The organism is Streptomyces sp. NBC_00554, from assembly GCF_041431135.1.
In the GTDB taxonomy this organism is placed as follows: Bacteria; Actinomycetota; Actinomycetes; order Streptomycetales; family Streptomycetaceae; genus Streptomyces.
On record NZ_CP107799.1, the window covers coordinates 3,254,919 to 3,280,796 of the forward strand.

Genomic DNA, 25,878 nt, shown 5'->3' on the forward strand with positions numbered 1-25,878 from the left:
GCTCAGGCCGACGTGCGCTTTCGGGGTGACGTCTTCTTTGCTGCCGCCGCCTTCTTCGCCGCGGTCTTCTTCGTGGCTGCCCGGGCCGTCGTCTTGGAGGCCGGCTTCTTCGCCGTCGTAGCCGTCGTCGCCTTCTTCGCCGTTGTCTTCTTGGCCGCCGTCTTCTTCGCCGTCGACTTCTTTCCGCCGACCTCCTTGGGAGCCGTACGGGCCGACTTGCGAGCGGCCGTACGCGCCGGGAGGCGGGTGACCTCCGCGGCTTCGCCCGTTTCCTCGCCCTCGCCCCGCGATTCCTTGGCCTCGCGCACGCTCTTCTCCAGGGCGGCCATCAGGTCGAGTACCTTGCCGCCGGTCTTCTCACCGGTGGGGGCGGCGGGGGCCTCCACACCGGAGGCCTTGGCGGCGATGAGTTCTTCCAGGGCCTCGCGGTAGTCGTCGTGCAGGTCGGCGAGGTCCACCTCGCCGAGGGTGTCCATCAGGGCGTCCGCCAGGTCCAGTTCCTTGTCGCGGACGGTGACACTGGTGTCCGGCGCGACGTCCTGGGGGGCGCGGATCTCATCCGGCCAGAGCAGGCCGTGCATGGCGATGACGTCGTCGACCACGCGCAGCATGCCCAGGCGTTCCCGGCCGCGCAGGGCGAACTTCGCGATGGCGACCTTCTGGCTGCGTTTGAGGGCCTCGCGCAGGAGCGTGTACGGCTTGGCGGCGGGGACGCCGTTCGCGGACAGGTAGTACGCCGTGTCCATCTGGAGCGGGTCGATCCGGTCGGCCGGTACGAAGGCCACGATCTCGATCGTCCTGGCGGTCGGGATGGGCAGCTGGGCCAGATCCTCGTCCGTGATCGGGATCAGCGTGCCGTCCGCGTCCTCGTACGCCTTGCCGATCTCCCCTGTCGTGACCTCGCGGTCCTCCGCCTCGCAGAACTTGCGGTAGCGGATGCGGCCGCCGTCGTCGAGGTGGACCTGGCGGAAGGAGATCGAGTGGCTCTCCGTGGCGTTCACGAGCTTGATCGGGATGCTGACCAGGCCGAAGGAGATGGCGCCGTTCCATATGGATCGCACGTGCAGCACCTTCCACTCGATTGCAGCTGGTTTCAGACAATTTCTTATCGTTTGGTGAGATTGTCATCGTATGACGCCGATCACAGTGGTGGAGGGGCGAAGGCTCGCGCTGAGCAATCTGGAGAAGGTCCTCTATCCGGCGACCGGCTTCACCAAGGGCGAGGTGCTGCACTACTACGCGACGGTCGCCGAGGTTCTGCTGCCTCACCTCAGGGACCGGCCGGTGTCCTTCCTGCGCTATCCGGACGGGCCCGACGGCCAGGTGTTCTTCGCCAAGAACGTGCCGCCGGGTACGCCCGAGTGGGTCACCACCGCCGAGGTGCCGCGGTCGGAGGGGCCGGCTCGGATGGTGCTGGTCCAGGACCTGGCGAGTCTGATGTGGGCGGCGAACCTCGTCACCGAGTTCCACACGCCGCAATGGCTCATCGGGGCGCCGGGGGACGCGGACCGGCTGGTCTTCGATCTCGACCCGGGGGCGCCGGCGACCGTCGTGGAGTGCTGCGAGGTCGCGCTGTGGCTGCGGGAGCGGTTGGCGGCGGACGGGGTCGAGGCGTACGCGAAGACGTCCGGGGCGAAGGGGTTGCATCTGCTGGCGGGGCTGGAGTCGACGCCCTCCGGGCGGGTGACGGAGTACGCCAAGGGGTTGGCCGTGGAGGCGGAGAAGGTGATGCCTCGGCTGGTTGTGCACCGGATGGCGCGGAATCTTCGGGCGGGGAAGGTGTTTGTCGACTGGAGTCAGAACGCTGCGCGGAAGACTACGGCGACGCCGTACACGTTGCGGGCGCGGGCGGAGCCGACGGTGTCGGCGCCGGTTACCTGGGGGGAGGTCTCGTCTTGCCGGGCCGGCTCCCAACTGGCCTTTCAGGCGGGGGACGTCGCTTCGCGGGTGGAGGAGTACGGGGATCTGCTTGCGTCCTTGCTCGACCGGGGGGTCGCTCGGGGGCTGCCGCCGCCGTGAGTGGAAGGCGGTTTTCGCCCCCTCCGCCCCTACCCGTCCCTTGCTCCTGGGGGCTCCGCCCCCAGACCCCCGTTCGCCCGAAGGGCTCGTCCTCAAACGCCGGACGGGCTGAAAGATCTCCCCCGGCCAGGCTGAAAAGTGCAGCCCCGACGGGTGGGTGGGGGATCGGGACGGCACTACCTCGTCTTCAGACGCCCGACGGGCTCAAAGATCTCCCCGGCCGAGCTGAAAGATCTACGCCCGGCCAGGGCGAAAACCCACTGCCAAAGGAGCCGCATGCAAGCGACACCGCCCCCCTCCCGTGCCCTCCCCCGCGCACTCGTCGTCGGGTTCACCGCTCTCGCTCTCGGGGTCTCGTCCTCGCCCTGGGCCTCCACTGCCGCCCCGGTGCGGGCCGCGAGTTCCGATGTGATCCGGGACTGGAGTGAGACCGCTGTCGCCGTGGTCAGTGGGGACGCGCAGCGGCCGACTGCCGAGCCGTTCATCTGGTACGGCTTTGTGTCGGCTGCCGTGTACAACGCGGTGGTGGGCATCGAGGGCCGGTACGCCCAGTACAAGTGGCATGAGCGTGGCCCGCGTACCGCGTCGTCCGCGGCGGCCGCCGCGGCTGCTGCCCGTCGCGTGCTCCTGACGTACTTCCCGAGGTCGCAGGCCAGGATCGACGCCGCCTACACCGCGTCGCTGGAGAAAGTTCCCGACGGGAAGCCGGAGGACGAAGGTGTCGCGTTCGGGGAGCGGGCGGCGGCTCGGCTCGTCGAGCTTCGGGAGAACGACGGGCGCGGCGCGACCGTGACGTTCGACAAGCAGCCCGCCCCCGGCGTCTGGCGGCCCACCCTGCCGAACCACACGCCCTTCATCAACCCGTGGATGGCGAAGGTGCGGCCGATGCTCCTCGATTCGCCGGACCAGTTCATGCCGGGACCGCCGCCCGAGCTGACATCCAAGCGCTACGCCAGGGACCTCGCCGAGGTGAAGGCGATGGGCGCGAAGACCAGCACTGTGCGGACGGCGAAGCAGACCGAGACAGCGCTCTTCTTCACCGACCCCCTGCCGCAACAACTCCAGGCCGCCTACCGCGACTACACCGCACGGCACGGGCTGGACATCGTCGAGGCGGCCCGGCTGTTCGCCGCCGCCGGCACGGCCTCCGCCGACGCGACGATCACCACATGGAACTCCAAGTTCACCTACGCCCTTTGGCGCCCTATCACGGCGATCCGACTGGCCGACACCGACGGCAACCCCGCCACCGAGGCCGACCCGTCCTGGCTGCCGCTCGCCAACACGCCTCCGTACCCCGAGTACATGGGCGGCCACTGCGCCAACGACGGTGCCGTCATGAGCGTCCTGGACCGCCTGACCGGCGGTGACATCGACTTGCGGGTCTCATCGGCGGTGACGGGCACCACCCGTACGTACACCGACTCGGCCGACTTCAACCGTGACGTGATCAACGCCCGGGTCTGGGAGGGCATCCACTTCCGGACCGCCGACATCGTGGGCAACCGGGTGGGCAGGCACATCGGGACCTACGCACTCGGCCACTACTTCCAGCCGCTGCATCACAAGCGGTAGGAAGCGAGCCGTAGGAAACGAGCGGTAGGAAACGCTCACACCCTCGTCCACGTATGCCGATCGCGCGCCATCGCGTGCAGCGCCTCCACGTCCGCCGGTTTGAGGACCCCGCCGAGGCGGGCCAGGCCCGCGAGGTCCGTGTCCTGGAGGACTCGGACCCCGCGGAGGGGCGCCGCGACGTCGAGGTCGGCGGGGCCTGCCACGGCCAGGACGGGGCGCACCTCGGCCGTCAGTGCGTACGAGGCGCGGTCGGCGTCGGCGCGGACTCGGCGGAGCAGGGGGTGCGGTTCGCGGCGGCCGACGGTGACCATCGGGTCGGCCACGAGGACGCGCTGTTTACGGGCGTACAGGGCGCGTACGGAGAAGAGGCCGCCCGGGCCGATGACCAGGTGGTGGAGGCGGTCGCCGCCCGGGAGCGGGAGGGAGTGCAGGGTGTGCCAGCCCGCGCCCTCCAGGTGGTCGAGGGCGTCGCCCGCGGCCTGCTCCGCCGCGAGCGCTCGGCGGCGGGGATCGGGGCGCAGGCGGTGGGCCGGGCCCGGGTCGCGGTCGAGGGCGATCAGCAGCGCCTCGCCCGGGCGGTTCGGCGCCAGGTCGTCGTCCGGGTGCAGGGTGAGGCGGGCCAGCTCAGCCGGGGTGGGGACGGGAGGTGGTCCCACCGTCACCGGGCCGGTCAGGAACGGGCCGAGCGCGTCGAGCACGTCCTCTCTGCGCTCCTCGCTGAGCAGATTGACCCGGGCCGACTCACGGTCGTACCAGGCGACGTTCCTCCCGTCCGTGAAGCAGACGTACAACCGCTCCTGGCCATGACGCCAGGTCGGTATGACGCGCAGTCCGTTCATGCACCATCACCCCACGACCATGGGAACAGGCGGGGTGCTCCAGGGGCAAGAAGCCGGTTACCTTTGTGAGCAGTTGGGGGAGTTGGTGGGAGGCGTCGTTGCGGACCCGCAGAAGGCCGTCGGATGTGCCGGCTCCGGACAGCCCGTGGAGCGAGATCGTGCCCGGCCTGTGGATGGGCGGGCACGCGTTCACGGGACGCTCCGGAGAGCCGGAGTTCGCCGTCGTACACGATGAGTTCGACCTGGTCCTGACCTTGTTGCGGCTGCCGGGGCACGGGCCGGACCCGGGCGTCGAGCACCATGTGTGGCCGGTCCCCGACGGGCCCCTCGACGGTACGCAGCTGGCGGGCGTCATCCGTCTCGCGCAGGCCGCCGACGACGCGCTGGAGGACGGGCGCCGCGTCCTGGTCCGCTGCTTTCACGGCTACAACCGCTCCGGTCTCGTGGTCGCGCACGCGCTGATGCGCGCGGGACACACCGCAGACGAGGCGATACAGCTGATCCGGACCCGGCGCTCGCCGTGGGCGCTGCACAATGAGCTGTTCGTGGAGTACCTGCGGGCCGGGCTCACCACGGCCAGGCTCCTGGAGGAGCTGGCGGAGCCGTGAGACTCGCGCGGCCGTTCACCGGCCGCACCGGGGTCCAGCCGGTGAACAAAAAGGACTTCCCTACGAATATGGTGTGCGGGGCGAGCCGCTCGCCTCCCGTTTCCCTCGCTGGAGTGCAGTGACCCACAGCCGCCGTGTGCCCAGGGCGATCGCCCTGCTCGCCGCAGTCCCGCTGCTCGCGCTCGCGGGCTGCGGCGACCCGGGCGATCTGCGCGGCGCCGGCGAGACACCCACCGCCGTGGGCCCTTCCCAGCTGTGGCCCACACTGGCACCCGCCACGACGCCCGCGCTCGACTACGGCGAGGCGGACACCGAGGTCGTCAAGGGCATCGCGGTGAAGAACGACGACATCCACGAGCTGGACCCGGTCTCGGTGATCGAGGCGCAGGTCGCCGCCCACCCGGACGAGTACACCGGCCGGACGGCGCTGTACCCGGAGACCGCGGAGCGGCTCGGTGACTGCGGGGGCCCGTCAGGCGCGCGGGGCAAGGGCTGCCCGGTCCTCCAGGCGTACTACCGCGACCTCACCGGCGACGGCAAGGACGACCTGGTGCTCGGCTTCACGGTGCCCGGGGACCAGCTGACCGTGCGCGTCTACACCTTCGAGAAGCATCGTCTTGTCCAGGTCATGAACACCACGGACGCCGTGATCGGCGTCGAGTTCGCGGGCCGCGAGCTGGTCGTCCGGGCCGCGTCCACCCTGCCCGGCTACGAGTACCGCACGGTCTGGTCCTGGGACACGCACCAGCACGCGATGCTGGCGACGCGCGACGAGATCCTGCGGGTCGGCAGCTCCACCGGGGCACCCACGCCGTCCAGGTCCCCGGCCGCCACGCCGAGCGCCTCCCCGAGCGCCTCATGAGACTCCCCCTCCGGCGCCTCCCCCAGTGGACCGCCACCCTCACCTGGAAGGCCGCCGCCTTCATCACGGTGATGTGCTGCGGCCTCGCCGCCCTCCTCGGCGTCCTCGTGCACGTCTCGGTGACCAACCAGACCGTCGGTGAGGCGCGCGGCCGCGCACTCGCCCGGCTCACCGAGGTGACGACGGCGTACGAGGCTGGAGACCGGCTTCCGCCGGGCGCGGGCGTCGATCTCCCCGGGCTGCCGAAGCAGTTGCGCGAGCTGGCGGCGGACGGGCGGCGCGGCACGATGGTCAGCAGCGACCAGGACCGGCACCCCACGATGTGGGCGGCCGGACCGGCCGACGGCGGGCGCGCGCTAGCCGTCAAGTTCGACTACTCGCAGGGCGCGCACGCCATCGAGGCGCTGGACCGGGCGATCGTGTGGTCCTCGGCGCTGGCGATCGGGGCGACGTTGCTTGTGGGGGCGTTCGCGGTGACCCGGGTGACCCGGCGACTGCACGCGACGGCGCGGGTCGCGCGGCGGATCAGCGCGGGCGACCTGGACGCGCGCGTCAACGACCCGCGTACCGTCGTCACCCCCCTCGCCTCCGGCTCGGGCCGCCAGGACGAGGTCGCCGCCGTGGCCGCCGCCCTCGACACCATGGCCTCCTCGTTGCAGGGCAAGCTGCTGAGCGAGCAGCGGTTCACCGCGGACGTGGCGCACGAGCTGCGGACCCCGCTGACCGGGTTGCACGCGGCGGCCGAGCTGCTGCCGCCGGGGCGCCCGACCGAGCTGGTGCGCGACCGGGTCGCCGCGCTGCGCACGCTCACCGAGGACCTGCTGGAGATCTCCCGCCTCGACGCCCGGAGTGAGCGGCTCGACCTGGACTCGGAGCCGCTGGTTCCGCTGGCCGAGCGGGTGGTGCGGGCGTCGGGGACCGAGACCGAGGTCCGGGTCGTACGGGACACGCGCGTGGAGACCGACCGGCGCCGGCTGGAGCGGGTGCTCGGGAATCTGGTGGCCAACGCGCACAAGCACGGGCGGGGGCCGGTGGTGCTGGCGGTCGACGGCCCGGTCGTCACCGTGTGGGACCACGGCGACGGCTACCCGGACTACCTCGTGGAGCACGGGCCGCAGCGGTTCCGGACCGAGGGCGGTTCGAAGGGGCACGGGCTCGGGCTGACGATCGCCCTCGGCCAGGCAGAGGTCCTTGGCGCGCGGCTGGCGTTCGCCAACGCTCCCGACGGCGGGGCGGTGGCGACCTTGACGCTCCCTCAGTCCGCGCAGCAACCCGGGCCCCCGGGGGCTCCTCACCCCGATGGCCCCGCAGCTCCCTGAAGGCTCTGAGCACCTCTGGATCCCCGATGGCGCAGTGTGACCTGCGCGCGCCCCGGCCCGCTCCTAATGTGGCGATTAGTCAGGTTCGCCCCCTTTCCTGGAGGAGCCCCCCATGTCCCCCAAACCCCTGCGGTCCACGTACACACGTCTCGCCATAACTCTCGCCGCCGGCAGCCTCATCGCACTCGCCGGCGCCACCCCCGCCCTCGCCGACGACGACTGGGACCCCGGGAGCGGCGACAGCCGCGAGTGGGACAACGGACGGGACGACGGCGACGGCCGTGACTGGGAAGAGGACGGCAGGGACGACGGGAGGGAAGACGGAAGGGACGACGGCAGGTTCGACGGCAGGGACGACGACGGCCGCGACTCGGAGAACGGACGGGGTGACAGTCGCGACAACGACCCGCGCCGCTACAAGGGCCGGATCAGCGCCCGCGGCGGACTCGCCCTGCGCACCGCCCCGAACCGTGGCAGCCGGGTGCTCCGCGTCGCGAGGTACGGCGAGATCGTGCACATCTTCTGCAAGACCTCGGGCCAGTCCGTCGACGGCAACCGCCTCTGGTACCAGCTCACCGACGGCACCTGGGCCTGGGGTGCGGCGCGCTACATCGACAACATCGGCCCGGCTCCCCGCTGGTGCTGAGCCCGCAGGCGGTGCGCAAGGTGCACCGGAACAGCCCGTTTATCACTACATAACGGGACATCAGGAACTCCGCTTGCTACGTTCCGGACATGATCAAGGCCGGAATGTCCGGAACGACCGTGGCAGCGGAGCCGCCCACCCCCGCTGTACGCCTGCCCCGGCGCCGTGGCATCGAGTTCACCCTCATCGTCCTCGCCGTTCTGCTCTGCGTGTACGGCTACTGCGCTGTCGGTCTCGCGAAGAACGGCACCGTCCCGCCCGGCGCCGCCGGTTACGGCGCCGGGCTCGGCGTGCTCGCACTCCTTGCCCACTTCGCGGTCCGCTTGAGGGCGCCGTACGCCGATCCGCTGCTGCTGCCCATCGCCGTACTCCTCAACGGCCTGGGCCTGGTGCTGATCTACCGGCTCGACCTGGAGACCCCGCGCGACCAGGCCGCCCCCATCCAGCTCATCTGGTCAACGCTCGGCGTCGCGCTCTTCATCGCGGTCGTGCTCTTCCTGCGCGACCACCGCGTCTTGCAGCGCTACACCTACGTCTCCGTCGTCACCGCACTCGTCCTGCTGACGCTGCCGATCTTCTTCCCCGCCGTGAACGGCGCCCGCATCTGGATCCGGATCGCCGGATTCTCCATCCAGCCGGGCGAGTTCGCGAAGGTGCTGCTCGCGCTCTTCTTCGCCGGCTATCTCGCCGCCAACCGCAACGCGCTCGCGTACACCGGCCGCCAGATCTGGCGGTTCAAACGGCTCCAGCTCCCCACCGGCCGGGTACTCGGCCCGATCGTCGCGATCTGGCTGCTGAGCGTGGGCGTACTGGTCCTCGAACGGGACCTGGGGACCTCGCTGCTGTTCTTCGGCCTGTTCGTGATCCTGCTGTACGTCGCCACCGGCCGCACCGGCTGGATCGCGGTGGGCCTGCTGCTCGCCGGCGTGGGCGCGGTCGCCGTCGGCTGGCTCGAACCGCACGTCCACAGCCGGGTGCAGGAGTGGCTGCACCCCTTCGCATCGATCGAGGCGGGCGAAGGGCCCAACCAGATCGCCCAGTCCCTCTTCGCGTTCGCCGCCGGCGGGATGCTCGGCACCGGCCTCGGGCTCGGCCACTCCATCCTCATCGGCTTCGCCGCCAAGTCGGACTTCATCCTGGCGACGGCGGGCGAGGAACTGGGCCTGATCGGCCTGTCCGCGATCTTTCTGCTGTACGCCCTCCTCGTCGAGCGCGGCTACCGGGCTGGGCTCACCCTGCGCGACCCCTTCGGACGGCTCCTCGCCGTCGGGCTCGCGTCGATCGTGGCGCTCCAGGTCTTCGTCATCGCGGGCGGGGTGACCGGGCTGATCCCGCTCACCGGCATGGCGATGCCGTTCCTCGCACAGGGCGGGTCCTCGGTCGTCACCAACTGGATCATCGTGGCGCTGCTGATCCGGATCAGCGACTCGGCGCGGAGTCAGTACGACGGGACGGGGGCGCCGTGAGCCATCGGGAGGTCGTTGCGTTGTGACGCGCTACATCCGTAGAGCTGCCGCCCTGTGCGCGGTGCTGCTTGTCGCTCTGCTTGTCAACGCCACCCGTGTCCAGGTCTTCCAGGCCCGGTCGTACGACGAGAACCCCGCCAACCGCCGCCAACCGATCGCCCGTTACGGCCAGCCCCGCGGAGACGTCCTCGTCGGCGGCAGGGCGGTCACCGGCTCCAAGGACAGCGGCGAGCAGCTCCGCTACGAACGGACGTACAAGAACGGGCCGTTGTACGCGCCCGTCACCGGCTTCGCCTCGCAGGTGTACGGGACCGCCTTCCTGGAGAACGCCGAGGACGGCATCCTCTCCGGCAGCGATCCGATGCTCGCCCCGCTCCCCCTGTGGAACGACCTCACGCGCGCCCAAAACCCCGGCGGCAAGGTCGTCACCACCCTCGACCCGGCCGCGCAGCAGGCGGCCTACGAGGGGCTCGGCTCGCGGCGGGGTGCGGTGGCCGCGATCGAGCCGTCCACCGGGAAGATCCTCGCGCTTGTCTCGACACCGTCGTACGACCCGGAGGTGCTGTCCGGGACGGGCCCCGCGGTGGCGGAGGCCTGGGCGCGGCTCAACGGGGACGAGAGCAAGCCGATGCTCAACCGGGCGATCCGGCAGACGTATCCGCCAGGGTCGACGTTCAAGGTGGTGACGGCCGCGGCGGCGCTTGACGCGGGTGTGGTCACGGATGTCGACATGCCGACCGACTCACCGAACCCGTACACGCTGCCCGGTACGACGACCACGCTCACGAACGAGATCGAGGGCTGCGAGAACGCTTCGCTGCGGTACGCCTTCGAGTGGTCCTGCAACACCGTGTTCGCGAAGCTCGGTGTGGATGTGGGGCTGGAGAACATGACGCGGAGTGCGGCGAACTTCGGCTTCAACGACCGGAAGTTGAGGATTCCGTTCGCTGTCGCGCCCAGCAACTTCGATATGCGACTGGACCGTGCTCAGCTGGCACTGTCCTCCATCGGGCAGTTCGACACCCGGGCCACGCCCCTTCAGATGGCGATGATCTCGGCGGCCGTGGCGGGGGGCGGGTCCGTCAAGTCGCCCTATCTGGTGGAGAAGACGACGACCCGGGGTGGCGCCACGGTGTCCAGCACCGGGCCCAGGACGCTGCATCAGGCGATGAACCCCTCCACCGCGCTGCGACTGCGTGAGCTGATGACGGATGTGGTGACAGAGGGCACCGGTTCGAACGCCGCCATCCCCGGCGCCACCGTCGGCGGAAAGACCGGCACCGCCCAGCACGGCATCGGCAACTCCGGTACTCCGTACGCCTGGTTCATCTCCTGGGCCGAGGCCGACGACTCCATCGGATCCGCGGTGGCCGTCGCCGTCGTCGTCGAGGACGCGGCGGCCGAGCGGGGGGACATCAGCGGGGGTGGGGATGCGGCGCCCATCGCGAAGGCGGTGATGGAGGCGGCGCTCGGCCTGTGAGCGGGCCGATGGTGATGTCCGGTCCGTGAGAAGGGGGGTGTGGCGGGCCTGCGGGCCGACCTATCGTTCGGTTCATGACTGAACTCGGGTACGAACTCGCCCAGGTGAACATTGGCCGGCTCAAAGCGCCTTTGGATTCCCCTCAGTTGAAGGACTTCGTCGAGGCACTCGACCCCGTGAACGCCGTCGCCGACGCGGCGGAGGGGTTCGTCTGGCGGTTGCAGAGCGACTCCGGCGACGCGACGGACCTGGCCGTCTTCGACGACGAATGGCTGATCATCAACATGTCGACCTGGCGGGACGCGAACGCCCTGACCGCCTTCATGTACCAGGGGCAGCACCGTGAGCTGCTGGCCCGCCGGCGCGACTGGTTCGAGCGGGTGGAGGAGGCGATGGTCGCCATGTGGTGGGTTCCGGCCGGCCACCGCCCCACGGTGGCGGAGGCCGAGGAGCGCATCCTTCACCTGCGTGAGCATGGACCCACCGCGTACGCGTTCACCCTGCGCAAGTCGTTCCCTGCCGGGGCCGTCTAGGAAGCTCCGGGTACCTTTTCCCTGCGTTGCAGCCACTCCTCCGGGACGTCGTCCGTCCCTGTGCGCGCGGCCACTATTCCGCCCGTGATCGCGCAGGTCGTGTCGACGTCGCCGAAGCCCTCGGCCGTGCTCCAGAGGGCGGCGGTCAGGTCGGTCGGGTGGCGGGCGGCGCACCAGGTCGCGAAGGGGACCGTGTCGTCGGCTCGGATTCGATGGCCGTTGCCGAGGATGTCGGACGCCTTCCAGGGTTCGGTGGTGAAGGGGAGGTCCGCCGCCCTGGTCAGGCCGTCGCGGACCGCGCTGTCGGGGGTCTCGGACGCGACGGCGGCCAGGTCCAGTTCGCCCCGGGCGGAGAGTGCGGCCGCTACCGCCACGGCTATCGCGCCCGCTATGCCCTCCGGGTGGGCGTGCGTCACCTCGCCGGAGAGTCTCGCCTGCTCGACCACGCGCGGCAGGCTGTCCTGGAACCACGCCCCCAGCGGGGCGACGCGCATCGCCGCGCCGTTGCCCAGGCTGCCTTCGCCGTCGAAGAGATCCCTTGCCAACTCCCGCCAGCGCTCTGGTTCTTGGAGGAGTCGCGGGAGCAGTTCGTGCATCCCGTACCCGTAGCCTCGGGCCTGGTCCGCGTCGTAGCCGAGGGCGAAGGCCTGGGCCAGCTCCGTCTGGCGGATCTCGCCGTGCTCGTCCAGGACCCTGAGCACGCCGAGCGCCATCGCCGTGTCGTCCGTCCAGTGCCACTCCGGTTCCTGGGGTGTGCGCCGGGCGCGGATCTCCTCGTACGCCTGGAAGCGGTCGCGGAAGAGGGGGAACCAGCGCTCACCGAAGGCGTCGCCTAGGGCCAGGCCCTCCAGGCTGCGGCGGGCCGCGGGGCGGTTCGCTTGGGCGGGGTTGGCGGGCTCGTAGGGCTCGGTCATGGGGGTGATGATGCCGGGTGCGGCTTGGCGGGGGTGGGGTTTATTCGGCGTCGACAAGTCGTGTGGGAGGGATTGACGGGCTTGCTGACACGCTGTCTCATAAAATGTGACCGCCGGTAACTCGCAGGTGTCCGGTACGACTTGGGATGGGGACAGCGATGATCGAAGCCGATGTGCTGCGCGACGCGCTCGGTCTGCTCAAGGACCGGGAGCAGGTGGCCTCGCGGCTGCTCGAATCCTCCGCCAAGCACTCCTTCGACCCGGACGAGGAGCTGGACTGGGACGCGCCGTTCGAGGACGGCAAGTGGTTCTGGCCGCCGGAGTTGGTGTCGCTGTACGACACCCCGCTGTGGCGGCGGATGAGTTTGGAGCAGCGGATCGCTCTGTCGCGGCATGAGGCTGCGGCGCTTGCCTCGTTGGGGATCTGGTTCGAGATCATTCTGATGCAGCTTCTGGTGCGGCACATTTACGACAAAGCCGCGACCAGTGCGCATGTGCGGTATGCGCTGACCGAGATCGAGGACGAGTGCCGGCACTCGAAGATGTTCGCCCGGCTGATTGTCCGGAGTGAGACGCCTTACTACCCGGTGAGCCGGGCGCATTTGAATCTGGGGCGGCTGTTCAAGACCATTTCTACGACTCCGGGGTCCTTTACCGCGACGCTGCTCGGTGAGGAGATCTTGGACTGGATGCAGCGGTTGACCTTCCCTGACGAGCGGGTGCAGACCCTTGTCAGGGGGGTTACGCGCATTCATGTCGTGGAGGAGGCCCGGCATGTGCGGTACGCGCGGGAGGAGCTGCGGCGGCAGATGGTGACGGCGCCCCGGTGGTCCCAGGAGTTCACCCGGGTGACCTCGGGTGAGTTCGCCCGGGTGTTCTCCGTCGCGTTCGTCAATCCCTCGGTCTATACGAACGTCGGGCTCGACAAGCGGGAAGCTCTTGCCCAGGTGAAGGCCAGTGGGCATCGGCGGGATGTGATGCAGACCGGGGCCAAGCGGTTGACCGAGTTCCTGGATGACATCGGGGTGCTTCGGGGGGCTGGGCGGCGGTTGTGGAAGGCGTCGGGGCTGCTGGCCTGACGGGTGCGGCCTTCGGGTGCCGGCCGGTGGCGCCCGGGCGCCGTCGTGGGGGCGGGGCCGCGCCGGTACATCCGCCCGCATCCGGACGGATCGACTGTGAGGATGGAAGGTGCCGTCTGCTTTGGATCCGTCCGGATGCGGGCATTTGATGTACCGACACGGCCCCTTGCGTTGTACGGCGGCTGCGGGGGCGTGGGGGCTTGTGCGGTGGTCCGCCCGTTACGCTGCCGGGCATGACCTCTGCGGCTCCTACCCCCGCCTACCGTCGGCTGAGTGTTGAGGAGCGGCGCAGTCAGCTGCTTGAGGCGGCTCTGTCGCTCTTTGCCCAGCGGGCGCCCGAGGAGGTCTCGCTCGATGATGTGGCCGAGGCGGCGGGGGTGTCCCGGCCGCTCGTGTACCGGTACTTTCCGGGCGGGAAGCAGCAGTTGTACGAGGCTGCGCTTCGGTCTGCGGCGGAGGAGTTGGAGCAGTGTTTCGCCGAGCCTCCGGAGGGGGCTCTGACGCAGCGGCTGTCGCGGGCTCTTGACCGGTATCTGGCGTTCGTGGATCAGCACGACGCCGGGTTCAGCGCCTTGTTGCAGGGCGGGAGTGTTGTCGAGACGTCTCGGACCACGGCCATCGTGGACGGGGTGCGGCGGGCTGCCGCCGAGCACATTCTTGATCATCTGGGTGTGCGGGAACCGGGGCTGAAGCTGCGGATGACGGTACGGATGTGGATCACCGCCGTGGAGGCCGCCTCGCTCATCTGGCTCGACGAGGGCAAGGAACCGCCGCTGGACGAGTTGCGGGACTGGCTCGTCGAGCAGTTCGTGGTGGCGGTCGTGGCTACCGCCGGGCGGGATCCGCAGACCGCCGGTGTGGTGAAGGCCGCGCTCGTGGTGGAGAGTGCGGACGGGGTTGTGGGATCGCTGGGGCGGCGGGTGCTTCCGGTGATCGGGGACGCGGCGCGGCTGCTGTGAGGGGGGCGCGCCGGTGGAAGTGGCGCGCCCGCGAGAGTGGCACGCCTGTGAGAGTGGCGCACCCGTGAGAGTGGCGTACCCGCTCGTGTCGTGGTGGCGTTTGTGACACTGGGGCTGTGAAGAGCGAAGACACTCCCTTTGTTGGTGGGCCGCTGGATGGGCGGGTGCTGCCTGTTCTGCTCGGGGCCACCGGGCATCCGCCGAAGACTTATCGGGTTCCTGTTCCGGACTCCGGTGGTGGGCCGCCCACCGTGCTCGTCTACCGGCGGGTGCAGGCCGGGCAGAGCAAACGGCTCGGGCTGCATCAGGGGTGGAAGTATGAATACGACCCCTCGGGGGCTGCGGGGCGCGGGCTGAAGTGGCCCTGGTCTAAAACCGGGCGCAAGCCGGACGCCACGCCGGAGGCCAACGCCGACGAGTGACCTTCTTCGGCCGAACCGACCAGCCGGCGCGCGCCCGGGATGCGCGCGCCCGATCCTGCCGGTGAGAGGTGGACGGACCACCCCCGCACCGGAGGTGATGACGTGTCAGGAAGGCTTCTGCGTCTGGTCTGTACGGCGGCCGTGGCTACGGTGACCGCCGGGGTGGTGTTGGTGTTCTCGCCCGATGCTTCGGCCGTTCCCGCGCCTTCCGAGCCCGGCTCGCGTTCTGTCGCCGAGTTGCTGACGGATCTTCAGCGGCTGTACCGGGAGGCCGAGCAGGCCACCGAGACGTACAACGCCACCGAGGAGCAGCTGAAGAAGAAGCGGGCCGAGGTGGCGGTGGTGGACGGTCGGCTGGCCAAGGCGCGCCTCTCCCTGCATGACAGCCGCGGCGCCGCCGGCCGGCTTGCCCGGCAGCAGTACCAAGGCCGGAGTGAGATCTCCCCGTACGTGCGGCTGCTGCTCGCCCGCGATCCGCAGCACGCCCTCGACCAGGGGCATGTGGTCATGCAGCTGTCTCGCGAGCGGGCCAAGACCGTGGACCGGCTGGTCGGCAACGAGAAGCGGACGGACACCCTGGCCCGGGACGCGCGCAAGGCCCTGGACAGTCAACTCACCCTCGCCGCACGGCAGAAGAAGGAGCGGGACGAGGTGCGCGGGCGGCTGAAGGAGGTCGAGGAGCTGCTTGCCTCACTGACCGTCGATCAGCTCGCGGAGCTGGCCGAGTTCGAGAAGTCGGGGGAGGCCGCGGCCCAGAAGAAGTTCATGGCCTCGGGTGCGCTGAGCGGGGAGCGGCGGCCCTCGCGGGAGGGCGAGGAGGCGCTCCGGTACGCCGTCGAGCAGGTCGGGAAGCCTTACGAGTGGGGGGCGGAGGGGCCGGCCACGTACGACTGCTCGGGGCTCACGTCACAGGCCTGGGAGCATGCCGGGCGGCCCATCCCCCGGACCAGTCAGGAGCAGTGGGCCCAGCTGCCGCGCATTCCGCTGAGCGAGCTGCGGCCAGGGGATCTGGTCGTCTACTTCCCCGAGGCCACGCACGTCGCCCTGTATCTGGGGGACGGAGTTGTGGTGCAGGCACCCCGGCCCGGGACGAAGATCAAGGTCTCGCCCATTGCCGCCAATCCGGTGCTCGGGGCTGTGCGGCCGGATCCGGGATCTGCCCTGCCCAAGGGCCACTACACGCCGCCGAAGCTTCCCGAGGGGGCCATGGAGGGTGAGGATGAGGGCTTCGGCGCACCGGCTCCCCTTTAGGGGCGCCGCGGTGTTTTAGGCGTCAATCACGCACGTTGGGCCAAAAGTGGACACGCCTCCCACCTCTCGCTAGGCTCGATTAACGAACGCCACACCTGAAGAAGTGCTCTCCACACATAAGGAAGTTGGCGTCGAAAGCCGGATTCGATCGGCTCACCCATGCGGACCCATATGACGGCGTACGTCGAAATACGCCATTCAGCGCTGCGGTCTGCGTCTTGCACAGTCACACAGTCCGGCACTCTCGACAAAGCCGTCTGAAAATCAGTACGGGAGTCCGAAATGCCGAATTTCAGCAGCACCAAAAGGAAGGCACTCGGCCCCGCCGCGGTCGTGGCCTCGCTGACGCTCGCTGCATCTGTGGCAACCATCGGCACAGCTGACGCCGCCGTGAAGGTAACTGTCACTGGGACCGTGAGCTGCGCCAAATTCGCTGATTCAGTACCGCAGATAGTGACGATAACCCCCAAGAAGGGGACCGCCGACTCGGACGAACTCCTCGGCGAGGATCCGGTCGAGAAGTACACCGTCACTCTCCCGGGCATTCCGAAGAACGGCACGACCGGCACCGCCAAGGTTGTCTGCATAGACGATGAGGGCGACGTGAATACGTACAAGGTCAAGAATGTCCCGATCAAGAAGCCCGCAACCGGCCCCCAGACCGTCAACCTCGCGTAATCCCGCGCTTTCACGAGCATGCTCTTCTAGATTTCACGAGCATGCTCGTCCAAGCGGTGACAACCGGCAAAGGGCCCCCGGACACAGTGTCCAGGGGCCCTGATCTCGTACTGGGGGCTGTCAGGATCCGGCGACCGACGCCAGGTAAGCGCCTGTCTTCTCCGGCTCATAGAAGAAGTTCTCGAAGTCCGCGGGGTCGTTGAAGCCGTTCGCGAAGCGATCGGCCACCGGCGGGAGTTGGCCTGCCGCGCCGATGAGGTTCAGGACGTGCTCCGGCGGAACGCCGAGCATCGCGTTCGTCCACTTCGTCACGTGCTGCGCCGTGTCCCAGTACCGGTCGAACGTCGCCCGCATCCAGGTCTCGTCGAACTCCTTCTCACCGTGCTCGACGATCGAGGCGAGGTACGCGGCGGCGCACTTGGAGGCCGAGTTGGAGCCCTGGCCGGTGATCGGGTCGTTCGCCACGACCACGTCGGCGACGCCCAGGACCAGGCCGCCGCCGGGGAGCCGGCCGACCGGGTTACGGACGGTGGGGGCGTAACGGCCGGACAACGTGCCCTGCGCGTCGGTCAGTTCGGCCTTCGTCGCCCGCGCGTGCTCCCACGGCGTGAACCGCTCCATGAGTTCCAGGGTCAGGGAGAGGTGTTCGGCCGGGTCCTTGACGCCCTGGAAGGCGTCCAGCGGGCCGCCGGGTATGCCCTCCCAGAAGAGGATGTCGGCACGCCCTGAGGTGGTGAGGGTCGGCATGACGAAGAGTTCGCCGACGCCCGGGACCAGGTTGCAGCGGACCGCGTCGTAGTCCGGGTGCTCCGGGCGCGGGCCCAGGCCGTGGACGTACGCCACCGCGAGCGCGCGCTGCGGCTCCGTGTACGGGGAACGGGAGGCGTCCCGGCCGAACATGGACACCAGCTCGCCCTTGCCCGCCGACACCAGGACCAGGTCGTACGTACGGGCGAAGTAGTCGAGGTCGGAGACCGCCGCGCCGTGGATCACCAGCTGGCCGCCGCGCTGCGCGAACGTCTCCATCCAGCCGGCCATCTTCACCCGCTGGTCCACCGACTGCGCGTACCCGTCGAGCTTGCCCACCCAGTCGATCGCACGCTGCGAGGGGCCCGGGTCGAAGGAGCCCGGCACAGCCACCGAGACGCCGAGTCCTTCGATCTTCGGGGCCTGGGACTCCCAGAAGTTCAGCTGGAGATCGCGCTCGTGCTGCAGTGCCGTGTCGAACATGCACTGCGTCGACATGACACGGCCGGAGCGGATCTCGTCCGCCGTCCGGTTCGACATCAGGGTGACCTCGTACCCCTGCGACTGGAGGCCGAGGGCGAGCTGGAGTCCGGACTGGCCGGCTCCGACGACGAGTATCTTCCGCATGCGGGTGCTGTCTCCTACTCGGGGCTGACTTCGAGCGCGTGGCCGACCAGGGCGAGGAGGGTCTCGACGACCGAGATCCGGCGGCGCGCGTCCATGATCATGACAGGTATGTGCGGAGGCACCGTGAGGGCCTCGCGCACGTCCTCGGGCTCGTACCGCTCGCTGCCGTCGAAGTGGTTGACCGCGACGACGTACGGCAGTCCGCAGCTCTCGAAGTAGTCGAGCGCCGGGAAGCAGTCCTTGAGGCGGCGGGTGTCGGCGAGGACGACCGCACCGATCGCGCCGCGCACCAGGTCGTCCCACATGAACCAGAACCGCTGCTGGCCCGGCGTCCCGAAGAGGTACAGGACCAGGTCGTCGTCGAGCGTGATGCGGCCGAAGTCCATGGCCACGGTCGTGGTCAGCTTCTCCGGCGTCCCGGTCAGGTCGTCGGTGTCCGCGCCGGCCTGTGTCATCAGCGCCTCCGTCTGGAGGGGCGTGATCTCGGAGACCGCGGTGACGAGTGTGGTCTTGCCGGCTCCGAAGCCGCCCGCCACCACGATCTTCGTCGCGATCGGGGCGCGGGTGCGGTCCGTCTGCCAGGCCTGGAGGTTCTCGTCCGCCTCGGGGAGCGGCGACGGCGCCTGTACCTGAACTGCGTTGGGGAAGGCGGTTCTTGGCGCGCCCTCAGAGACGACGGAGTCCACTCAGCACCCTTTCCAGCAGAGCGCGGTCCGGCTGTCCCGGGCCGTGACCGGTTCCGTACACACGGATCTTTCCCTGGTCCGCCAGGTCGCTCAGGAGCACGCGGACCACGCCGAGCGGCATCCTGAGGAGGGCGGCGACCTCCGCCACCGTACGCATCCGGCGGCAGAGCTCGACGATCGCCCGCATCTCCGGCATCACCCGGGTTCCGAGCGAGCCGTTGGTCAACTCCCGGCGTTCCTCCGGGGCTTCGAGCGCCGCGACGAACGTCTCCACGAGCAGCACGTGTCCGAAGCGGGTACGGCCGCCGGTGAGCGAGTAGGGGCGCACGCGGGCGGCTTTGCGGTCGCCGCCGCGGACCGGGAGCTTGGGTGTACCACTGCTCATCGGGCGCTCCCCGTCGACTCTGTCTCCAGCGATTTCCGCAACTCGACGCGGAGTTCGGGGGTCAGGACGTGTCCGGCCCTGCCGACGAAGAGCGCCATGTGGTACGCCACCACGCTCATGTCGCAGTCCGGGGAGCCGTGCACACCGAGCAGCGAGCCGTCGCTGATCGACATGACGAACAGGCTGCCCTCGTCCATGGCGACCATCGTCTGCTTGACGGGGCCGCCGTCCATCAGCTTGGCGGCGCCGATCGTGAGGCTGCCGATGCCGGAGACGATGGTGGCCAGGTCGGCGGCGGACCCCTTGGGGCCCGTGGGGCGTTCCTCCCTCGCCTCCCGGGCCTCCGCGTTCCTCCCGGGGTCGGAGGAGAGCAGCAGCAGCCCGTCGGAGGAGACGACCGCAACCGAGAGGATGCCGGGCACCTCCTCGACGAGGTTCGTCAACAGCCAGTGCAGGTTACGGGCTTCACTGCTCAGGCCGAAGGTACTGGGCGCGGTCAACTGCTTGCCTCCTCGACTGTGCCCCCCGATGGTTCTACGTCCTGTGCGTGCGGCCCAGCGCCATGCGCGGGCACGTTCAGCTCCGCTGTCTGGTCGGCGATCTCCGCCTCCACCTCGCGGCGGCCCTCCTGCGCACCCCGGTGGAACCCGCCGAGCCTGCGGCGCAGTGCCTCGGCGTCCACACCGCCCGTGCGTGGCCTCGGGGCCGGCGCGGGCGCGGAGATCTTCGGCGTCCGCTTGGGCAGCCCCTTGTCGGTGACCCGCTCGGGCTCGTCCACGTCCGCGTCAGGGACACGATCGTGGGTGTCGGGGCCGATGGCGTAGGGGTCGGGGGTGGGGGTGGTCTTGGGAGCGGCCGTGGTGGTCTGGGTGGGGAGGGTTACGTGGGGGGTGGGGTACGGGGTGTGGGGTGCCTCTGGCCGGGGAGTGTCCTCCGGTCCGGGGACCGACCCTCGCTGGGTGGCCTCCGGTGACTGGGAGGACGTCGTCCGGGCCCAGGGGGCATCGCCCGACCCGGAGACCGGCCTGGCTCGGGGGGACTCCTCCGGCTCGGAGACCGAGCGGGGGCGGGAGGCTTCCGGCGACTCGGAGATCGCCGGCGACTCGAAGACCGGCTCGGGTGCGGTGGGCGCCACCGACTCGGTGGGTACTGCGGGTCCGGCCTCGGGTGCCCCATCGGGCCCTGCCTCAGCGGCTGTTCGGGTCGGGGCGGCCGGCCCAGGATCCGAGGCCGTCTCGGCGGGCGCTCCGTCCCAGGGCACTCCCCCGGTCTCGACCGGCTCGTCCATCGGGGGTACCGGGGCCAGGAGCTCCATCGTGGTCTCGGGCGTCGGCTCAGGCGTCGGCTCGGGTGCGCTCGGCGCCGGGGCGGACCCCATCGGCGCCTGGGCGTCCTCGCCCGCCTCGGCCTCGCTCACCGTGTCCCCGGCGGCAGCCCCCCGTACCGCTTCCTGCGCCGCCGCGATGAACGGGTCCTCGTCCCCGGCCGGGGGCCGCACCGGGAGCTTCGAACGGCCGTACAGGACGTTGGAGTTGGCCTCGGCGTCCGCGCCGGGGAAGGTGAGTGCGGGGGTGGCCGCGGCGGCCGGGGTGGCGGAGGGCACGGCGGTGGAGGGGGCAGGGGTCAGGAGGGTCCCCGGGAGGACGGCGACGGCCGCGATGCCGCCCTGCTTCTGTTCGCGCAACGTCACGCGTACGCCGTGCCGGTGGGCAAGCCGGGCCACCACGTACAGGCCGAGCCCGAGGCCCTCGCCGCTCTCCTGGTCGTAGGCGTCCTCCGGTTCGAACTCCGCGAGCCGGGAGTTGAGCTCCTTCATCCGCTCCGTGGTCATGCCGATGCCCTCGTCCTGCACGGAGAGCATCACCTCACCGTTCTCCAGGAGCCAGCCGGAGACCTCCACGGACATGTCCGGCGGCGAGAACGACGAGGCGTTCTCCAGGAGTTCGGCCACGAGGTGCGAGATGTCGTCCGCGGCGAACCCGGCAAGGTGCGCGTGCGGCGGCAGCGTGGCGATGCGGACACGCTCGTACCGCTCGATCTCGCTGACCGCGGCGCGTACGACGTCGACCAGCGGGACCGGCCCGGCGTGCTGCTGGCCGTGCTCGGCGCCCGCGAGGACGAGCAGGTTCTCGCTGTGGCGCCGCATGACGGTCGCGAAGTGGTCGAGCTTGAAGAGGGTGGCGAGGCGGTCGGGGTCCTGCTCGCGCTCCTCCAGGCCCTCGATGACGCCGAGTTGACGCTCGACGAGGCCGAGGGTGCGCAGCGCGAGGTTGACGAAGGTGCCGTGGATGCTGCCGCGGACCTGCTCCAAGTGGGCGGCGGCCGCGGCGAGTTCCACGCGGAGCTTGTCGCGCTCGTCGGCCATCAGCTGGCGCTGGCCGATGAGGTGCTTGCGGTCGCCTTCGAGCGTGGTGAGCCGCTCGTGGAGCGCGGCGGCGTGCGCATGCAGCGCGTTCACGGAGCGGACGACCTGGGCGAACTCGTCGTTGCGGCCGGTGAACTTGACCGGCTCCTGCGCGCCCGGGTCGGCGGCCAGGCGGGCCGAGCCGAGCCGCAGGACAGCCAGCGGACGGGTCAGGCTGCGGGCCATGGCCATCGAGACGCCGACCGCGACGAGCAGCAGCGTGCCGATGATCGCGATGCGGATCTCCAGCGCGGTGACGTCCTCGTCCCGCAGCGCTTCGAGGTCCTTGATGCGATGGCTGTTGAGGGAGGCCTCGGCGCCGCGCATCAGGTCGACGCGGGCGGAGAGCGCCGCGTCCAGCTTCTTGGTACTGGTGTCGAGTTCGGCGTCGGAGATCGTCGGCTGGTCGGTGAGGCCCGAGAGGTACTTGTCGGCGTTGGTGACGTCGGGCCCCGTGACCGTGGAGTCGTACGAGCTCTTGTCGGCCTTGGGCGCCCGCTCGCGGAACTCGGCGAGGGCCGCGTCCGAGCGGAGGCGGGCCTGCTGGGCGGCGGCGCTGAGGGCGTCGCGCTGCTTGGTTTCGGCATCCGAGGAGACGCTGGTGGTGGTCGACAGGCCGGTGTACGGGTCGACGGTGGTCTGCGTGGTGCGCGGGATGCTGAGGGCCGCGAGGAGCAGTCCGCGGGCGGCGGCGGACTGCTGGACTGCGGTGTCCAGTTCGGCGAGGGAGTGCGCGCCGGAGCCCGCTCGGGGCGGCAGTTTCTCGGCCAGGTCCTCGGCGAGGGCGTGCAGTTCGGTGATGGCGTCGGAGTACGACCGGTGCGCTTCGAGAGCGGTGCTCTTGCCGGTGAGCGCTGCTCTCCGTAGCGAGGCGATCGTGTCGAGGTCCGTGAGGAGGGCGGCGGGGGCGTCCTCGTCCGCCCGCAACTCCTCGACCTGGCGGTCGACCCGGGCGCCGCGCTGTTCCGAGGGCGCCTTGTCCTTCGGGCGGCCCGCGGCGATGTACGAGGTGACCTCGTCGCGCTCGTCGGCCAGCGAGTGCGCGAGGGTCAGCGCCTGCTGGGTGCGCTGCGCGAGCGTCACCAGGTTCTGGGAGTCGTTCAGCTGACCCGAGGCGGTCAGGATCGTGGGGGCGCCCGCGCCGGCGATGGCTGCCGCGACGACCGCAACGGCGACGATCAGCCGGTTACGTACGTGGGCGGTCCGGCCCCTGCCCGCCGAGTCGGCGGTGTCGCCGGTGGCGCCACCCCCGGTCGAGCTGGAGGCCGTCTGCTTGCCTGTGCGCCTCGGCCGCGTCTTCTGCACCGGTGCTCGCATTCCTGACTCGTGTACCCATGGGCCCGGGTGACGTTCCGTCAACTAGGGCGTTCGCCCAGTACGGCTCCCGACCCTCCCAGTGCCGGTGGGCAGTGGTCCCGCATCATCTGGCCCGCCACCCGAAGGAGTGAACATCGGACGGGAGTTGGCGGGCAAGTCCCTCTGGCCTGTGCGGTTCGTCCGCACGGCGGGCCGGTTGGACGTGAGCGACGGGCTTTGGCAGTATTCGCCGCCACGCTTCGCCGGAGTCGATCATTCCATGCCAAACCCGGCGGCTGAGCTGCCGGTCCGCGCCCATCCGGCGGTCGATGCCAGCCTCTCGTGGACCTTGTGAAGGGCTCGTGCAGACTGGCCGGATGCGTACCGAACTCGTCTCGGAACCCGGCGGCCCGGCCCGCCCCAATGAGGACTTCGCATCGGTCGGACTTCCCGCCTCAGGACAGGGGGGCGCACTGGTCGTCCTGGACGGGGTGACACCCCCCGAGGGGGGCGACGGATGCGTGCATTCCGTCGCCTGGTTCTCCGCCCGTCTCGGCGGAGCACTGACCGAACTGTCCCTTTCCCACCGGGATCTGACGCTGCGGGAGGTCCTCTCCCGCTCGATTTCGCGCACCGCCGAGGCCCACGCCGAAACCTGTGACCTTTCTCACCCGCGCACACCTCAGGCAACCGTCGTCCTCGCCCGCTGGTCCTCCGCCGAGGTCGAATATCTGGTCCTGTCGGATTCGGCACTGCTCCTCGAGTCCCCCGACGGTTCCGTCACCCCGCTCCTCGACGACCGCCTCTCCCACGTCCCCCGCGCGACCCTCACCTCCGCCGCCCTCACCGACTCGACCCTCCGCAACCAGGAGGGCGGCTTCTTCACGGCCGCCGCGGATCCCTCGGTGGCGTCGCGCGCGGTGACGGGGACGGTGCCGCGATCGTCCGTCCGGGCGCTGGCCGCCCTGACCGACGGCGCCACCCGGTGGGTGGAGAAGTTCCAGGAGGGCGACTGGGCGGGCCTGTTCACCGTCGTACGGAAGGAAGGGGCTCAGGCGCTGGTGGATCGCGTACGGGCGCTGGAGGCGGCGGACGCGGAGCGGCGGGTGCGTCTGGGGCGGAGCAAGACGCATGACGACGCGACGGTGGTGTTCGTGGAGTGGTGAGCCGGCGCCGCTTCGTGCGAGCGCGCTTCTCCGAGTGGTCGGCCGCTCCTCCGCGTGAGGGGCAGCCCGCCGCTTCGCGGCGGTGTTCGCCCGCCCGCTCCGCCACCCGTTTCCAGTCGGATGGAAGGTGACCCGACAAGCGTTCGCCCCGCCGCTCGGTCCGCGGTCCGCCGCTTCTCCTCGTGACGGGCCGCCTCACCGCTCGGTCCGCTACTTCTCCATCCCGCTGTTCAGCTGATGCAGCAACCGCGCCAGTTCCGCGACCTCCCGGGGGTCCCAACCCCCCAGTTGCCGCACGTAGCGCGCCCGACGCGCCTCCCGCACCGTGCTGAAACGCGTCCGGCCCTCCTCCGTGAGGTGGACGAGCCAGGCGCGGCCGTCGGCGGGGTCGGGCTCGCGGGCGACGAGGCCCAGGTCTTCCAGGGCGCGGAGCTGGCGGGACATGGTGGCCTTGCCGACGCCGATGTAGGCGGCGAGCTCCGTGGCGCGCTGGCTGCCGCACTCCTCCAGGCGGAAGAGGAGGCCGTACGCGGAGGACTCCAGGTCGGGATGGACCTCGCGGGCCATCTCGCCGGAGGAGGCCCGGGCACGCCGCAGGAACACCGTCAACTCGCGTTCCAGTGCGGGGAATTCCTGGTCCACACCACTCCCGGACGCCATGGGTTCGACACGACGTCCGTCGCCGTTCGGGTCCTCGTGCACGTCAGCACCCCTGACTCGGTTTCCGGATCCTGAAAGTTTCTGCCAAGAGGCGCTATCGCCGCAGCTCCGCCAGTATTTCGCAGGCGTAGACCAACGGCAGCGTCCGGGCCCTCTTCCCGCGTGGTCCGCTGCGTGCGTAGCTTCAATGGCAGGCAGTTTCTGGCATGACCACAGCAGAAGATGCCACAGCAGGAATTTCCCGGCATGGCCGGCCACGCCACCGGCAAGTCGATGAGGACTTGCCCCCCCACATACAGAGCGGGCGCATGCCGCAGGCGTTCCCCCACCGAGCACCACCGTGCACCACCGATCTCCTCGGAGGCACGACATGCCCGCGCACAGACGCAGACACAGATCCGGAACGACCGGCCGCTCACACTCGCCGAAGCGCTTCTCCGCCCTGGGGATCCTGCTCGCCGCCTTCTCCCTCCTCCTCGCCCTTCCGGCCCAGGCCGCCGACATCCCCGCCCGCGGCTCCGCCCACCTGGGCATGGGCGTCGTCGCCCACGACGGCCAGGGCGGCACCCCGGCGACCGGCGACGCCACGCAGACGGAAGGCGTGGACGTCAGCAGCCATCAGGGCAACGTCGCCTGGGCGACCCTGTGGGGCAGCGGCGTCAAGTGGGCCTACACCAAGGCGACGGAGGGGACGTACTACACGAACCCGTACTTCGCCCAGCAGTACAACGGCTCGTACAACGTCGGCATGATCCGCGGCGCGTACCACTTCGCGACCCCCGACACGACGACAGGCGCCACCCAGGCCAACTACTTCGTCGACCACGGCGGCGGCTGGTCGAAGGACGGCAGGACGCTGCCCGGCGTGCTCGACATCGAGTGGAACCCGTACGGGGCCTCCTGCTACGGGAAGACGCAGAGCGCCATGGTCAGCTGGATCAGCAGCTTCCTCACCCAGTACAAGGCGCGTACCGGGCGCGACGCCGTGATCTACACGGCGACCAGCTGGTGGACGGAGTGCACCGGCAACTACGCCGGTTTCGCGACCGCCAACCCGCTGTGGGTCGCCCGCTACGCCACCGCCGTGGGCACGCTGCCGGCGGGCTGGAGCTACTACACGATGTGGCAGTACACGTCGTCGGGGCCGACGGTCGGTGACCACAACAAGTTCAACGGGGCGCTGGACCGGGTGGTGGCGCTCGCCAACGGCTGACGGACCGGACCCCCCTTTTTTCCGGGACCCCGGACATGGGAAGG

25 protein-coding genes are annotated in these 25,878 nt (G+C 70.2%); 16 read left to right on the plus strand and 9 right to left on the minus strand.

Annotated elements, in window-relative coordinates; translation table 11 throughout:
- Positions 1-2 precede the first annotated feature (2 nt).
- The gene (locus OG266_RS13945; protein ID WP_266454278.1) at positions 3-1,070 is read right to left on the minus strand and encodes a Ku protein; all 1,068 of its coding nucleotides are present in this window, start codon (positions 1,068-1,070) and stop codon (positions 3-5) included.
- A gap of 61 nt (positions 1,071-1,131) precedes the next feature.
- Between OG266_RS13945 and ligD the strand changes: the two genes are divergently transcribed.
- Together ligD and OG266_RS13955 are read left to right on the plus strand one after the other, a co-directional pair.
- Complete coding sequence (ligD, locus tag OG266_RS13950; protein WP_371545893.1) at positions 1,132-2,019, plus strand: non-homologous end-joining DNA ligase; 888 nt, start codon at positions 1,132-1,134, stop codon at positions 2,017-2,019.
- Between the two features lie 276 nt (positions 2,020-2,295).
- A complete protein-coding gene (locus OG266_RS13955) occupies positions 2,296-3,594 on the plus strand; it encodes a vanadium-dependent haloperoxidase (protein ID WP_371545896.1) in 1,299 nt (432 codons plus the stop codon).
- A gap of 35 nt (positions 3,595-3,629) precedes the next feature.
- On the opposite strand, the gene OG266_RS13960 is transcribed toward OG266_RS13955, so the two are convergent.
- Complete coding sequence (locus OG266_RS13960; protein WP_266454283.1) at positions 3,630-4,433, minus strand: nuclease-related domain-containing protein; 804 nt, start codon at positions 4,431-4,433, stop codon at positions 3,630-3,632.
- A gap of 98 nt (positions 4,434-4,531) precedes the next feature.
- On the opposite strand from OG266_RS13960, the gene OG266_RS13965 reads away from it, so the two are divergent.
- The 7 genes from OG266_RS13965 to OG266_RS13995 all read left to right on the plus strand — a co-directional run bounded on the left by OG266_RS13965 (position 4,532) and on the right by OG266_RS13995 (position 11,347).
- A complete protein-coding gene (locus OG266_RS13965) occupies positions 4,532-5,041 on the plus strand; it encodes a dual specificity protein phosphatase family protein (RefSeq protein WP_371545898.1) in 510 nt (169 codons plus the stop codon).
- A 118-nt stretch (positions 5,042-5,159) separates the two neighbouring features.
- Positions 5,160-5,903 carry a hypothetical protein gene (locus tag OG266_RS13970; RefSeq protein WP_371545900.1) on the plus strand — a complete coding sequence of 248 codons (744 nt, stop codon included), beginning with the start codon at positions 5,160-5,162 and terminating at the stop codon, positions 5,901-5,903.
- Positions 5,900-7,222: an ATP-binding protein gene (locus OG266_RS13975; protein ID WP_371545902.1), complete on the plus strand. Its 1,323-nt coding sequence runs from the start codon at positions 5,900-5,902 to the stop codon at positions 7,220-7,222. Before OG266_RS13970 ends, OG266_RS13975 begins: the two co-directional genes overlap by 4 nt.
- A gap of 112 nt (positions 7,223-7,334) precedes the next feature.
- Positions 7,335-7,868, plus strand: a complete 534-nt coding sequence (locus OG266_RS13980; RefSeq protein WP_371545904.1) for an SH3 domain-containing protein — start codon at positions 7,335-7,337, stop codon at positions 7,866-7,868.
- A gap of 89 nt (positions 7,869-7,957) precedes the next feature.
- Positions 7,958-9,334: an FtsW/RodA/SpoVE family cell cycle protein gene (locus OG266_RS13985; RefSeq protein ID WP_371545906.1), complete on the plus strand. Its 1,377-nt coding sequence runs from the start codon at positions 7,958-7,960 to the stop codon at positions 9,332-9,334.
- 22 nt (positions 9,335-9,356) lie between these two features.
- Positions 9,357-10,814: a penicillin-binding transpeptidase domain-containing protein gene (locus OG266_RS13990; RefSeq protein ID WP_371545908.1), complete on the plus strand. Its 1,458-nt coding sequence runs from the start codon at positions 9,357-9,359 to the stop codon at positions 10,812-10,814.
- Between the two features lie 74 nt (positions 10,815-10,888).
- The gene (locus tag OG266_RS13995; protein ID WP_371545910.1) at positions 10,889-11,347 is read left to right on the plus strand and encodes a DUF3291 domain-containing protein; all 459 of its coding nucleotides are present in this window, start codon (positions 10,889-10,891) and stop codon (positions 11,345-11,347) included.
- Here OG266_RS13995 and OG266_RS14000 read toward each other — a convergent pair.
- The gene (locus OG266_RS14000) at positions 11,344-12,261 is read right to left on the minus strand and encodes an ADP-ribosylglycohydrolase family protein (protein WP_371545912.1); all 918 of its coding nucleotides are present in this window, start codon (positions 12,259-12,261) and stop codon (positions 11,344-11,346) included. The genes OG266_RS13995 and OG266_RS14000 overlap by 4 nt on opposite strands.
- A 158-nt stretch (positions 12,262-12,419) precedes the next feature.
- On the opposite strand from OG266_RS14000, the gene OG266_RS14005 reads away from it, so the two are divergent.
- The 5 genes from OG266_RS14005 to OG266_RS14025 all read left to right on the plus strand — a co-directional run bounded on the left by OG266_RS14005 (position 12,420) and on the right by OG266_RS14025 (position 16,650).
- Complete coding sequence (locus OG266_RS14005) at positions 12,420-13,340, plus strand: diiron oxygenase (protein WP_371545914.1); 921 nt, start codon at positions 12,420-12,422, stop codon at positions 13,338-13,340.
- Positions 13,341-13,573: 233 nt separating this feature from the next.
- Complete coding sequence (locus tag OG266_RS14010; RefSeq protein WP_266454300.1) at positions 13,574-14,299, plus strand: TetR/AcrR family transcriptional regulator; 726 nt, start codon at positions 13,574-13,576, stop codon at positions 14,297-14,299.
- 116 nt (positions 14,300-14,415) lie between these two features.
- Positions 14,416-14,721 (plus strand): hypothetical protein, encoded by a 306-nt coding sequence (locus OG266_RS14015; protein WP_266454303.1) that lies wholly within the window; start codon positions 14,416-14,418, stop codon positions 14,719-14,721.
- A gap of 102 nt (positions 14,722-14,823) precedes the next feature.
- Complete coding sequence (locus OG266_RS14020) at positions 14,824-15,972, plus strand: NlpC/P60 family protein (protein ID WP_371545917.1); 1,149 nt, start codon at positions 14,824-14,826, stop codon at positions 15,970-15,972.
- Positions 15,973-16,254: 282 nt separating this feature from the next.
- Positions 16,255-16,650, plus strand: coding sequence for a hypothetical protein (locus OG266_RS14025; protein ID WP_266454307.1), 396 nt, complete (start codon positions 16,255-16,257; stop codon positions 16,648-16,650).
- Between the two features lie 120 nt (positions 16,651-16,770).
- Here OG266_RS14025 and OG266_RS14030 read toward each other — a convergent pair whose 3' ends face one another.
- From OG266_RS14030 to OG266_RS14050, 5 genes are read right to left on the minus strand one after another with little or no spacing between them, the layout of a single operon-like run.
- Positions 16,771-18,024 (minus strand): styrene monooxygenase/indole monooxygenase family protein, encoded by a 1,254-nt coding sequence (locus OG266_RS14030; RefSeq protein WP_371545919.1) that lies wholly within the window; start codon positions 18,022-18,024, stop codon positions 16,771-16,773.
- 14 nt (positions 18,025-18,038) lie between these two features.
- Positions 18,039-18,710, minus strand: coding sequence for an ATP/GTP-binding protein (locus OG266_RS14035; protein WP_329545496.1), 672 nt, complete (start codon positions 18,708-18,710; stop codon positions 18,039-18,041).
- The gene (locus tag OG266_RS14040) at positions 18,691-19,095 is read right to left on the minus strand and encodes a DUF742 domain-containing protein (RefSeq protein ID WP_326720674.1); all 405 of its coding nucleotides are present in this window, start codon (positions 19,093-19,095) and stop codon (positions 18,691-18,693) included. The genes OG266_RS14035 and OG266_RS14040 overlap by 20 nt, the downstream gene beginning before the upstream one ends.
- A complete protein-coding gene (locus OG266_RS14045; protein ID WP_371545922.1) occupies positions 19,092-19,595 on the minus strand; it encodes a roadblock/LC7 domain-containing protein in 504 nt (167 codons plus the stop codon). The genes OG266_RS14040 and OG266_RS14045 overlap by 4 nt, the downstream gene beginning before the upstream one ends.
- Positions 19,592-22,804: a nitrate- and nitrite sensing domain-containing protein gene (locus tag OG266_RS14050; RefSeq protein WP_371545923.1), complete on the minus strand. Its 3,213-nt coding sequence runs from the start codon at positions 22,802-22,804 to the stop codon at positions 19,592-19,594. Before OG266_RS14050 ends, OG266_RS14045 begins: the two co-directional genes overlap by 4 nt.
- 368 nt (positions 22,805-23,172) lie before the next feature.
- Here OG266_RS14050 and OG266_RS14055 point away from each other — a divergent pair, with 368 nt between their 5' ends.
- Complete coding sequence (locus OG266_RS14055) at positions 23,173-23,961, plus strand: protein phosphatase 2C domain-containing protein (RefSeq protein WP_371545925.1); 789 nt, start codon at positions 23,173-23,175, stop codon at positions 23,959-23,961.
- 210 nt (positions 23,962-24,171) lie between these two features.
- Here OG266_RS14055 and OG266_RS14060 read toward each other — a convergent pair whose 3' ends face one another.
- Positions 24,172-24,663: a MarR family winged helix-turn-helix transcriptional regulator gene (locus OG266_RS14060; RefSeq protein WP_371545927.1), complete on the minus strand. Its 492-nt coding sequence runs from the start codon at positions 24,661-24,663 to the stop codon at positions 24,172-24,174.
- Between the two features lie 328 nt (positions 24,664-24,991).
- Between OG266_RS14060 and OG266_RS14065 the strand changes: the two genes are divergently transcribed.
- Entirely contained in the window at positions 24,992-25,834 is an 843-nt protein-coding gene (locus OG266_RS14065; RefSeq protein ID WP_371545929.1) for a lysozyme, read from the plus strand.
- Positions 25,835-25,878 lie beyond the last annotated feature (44 nt).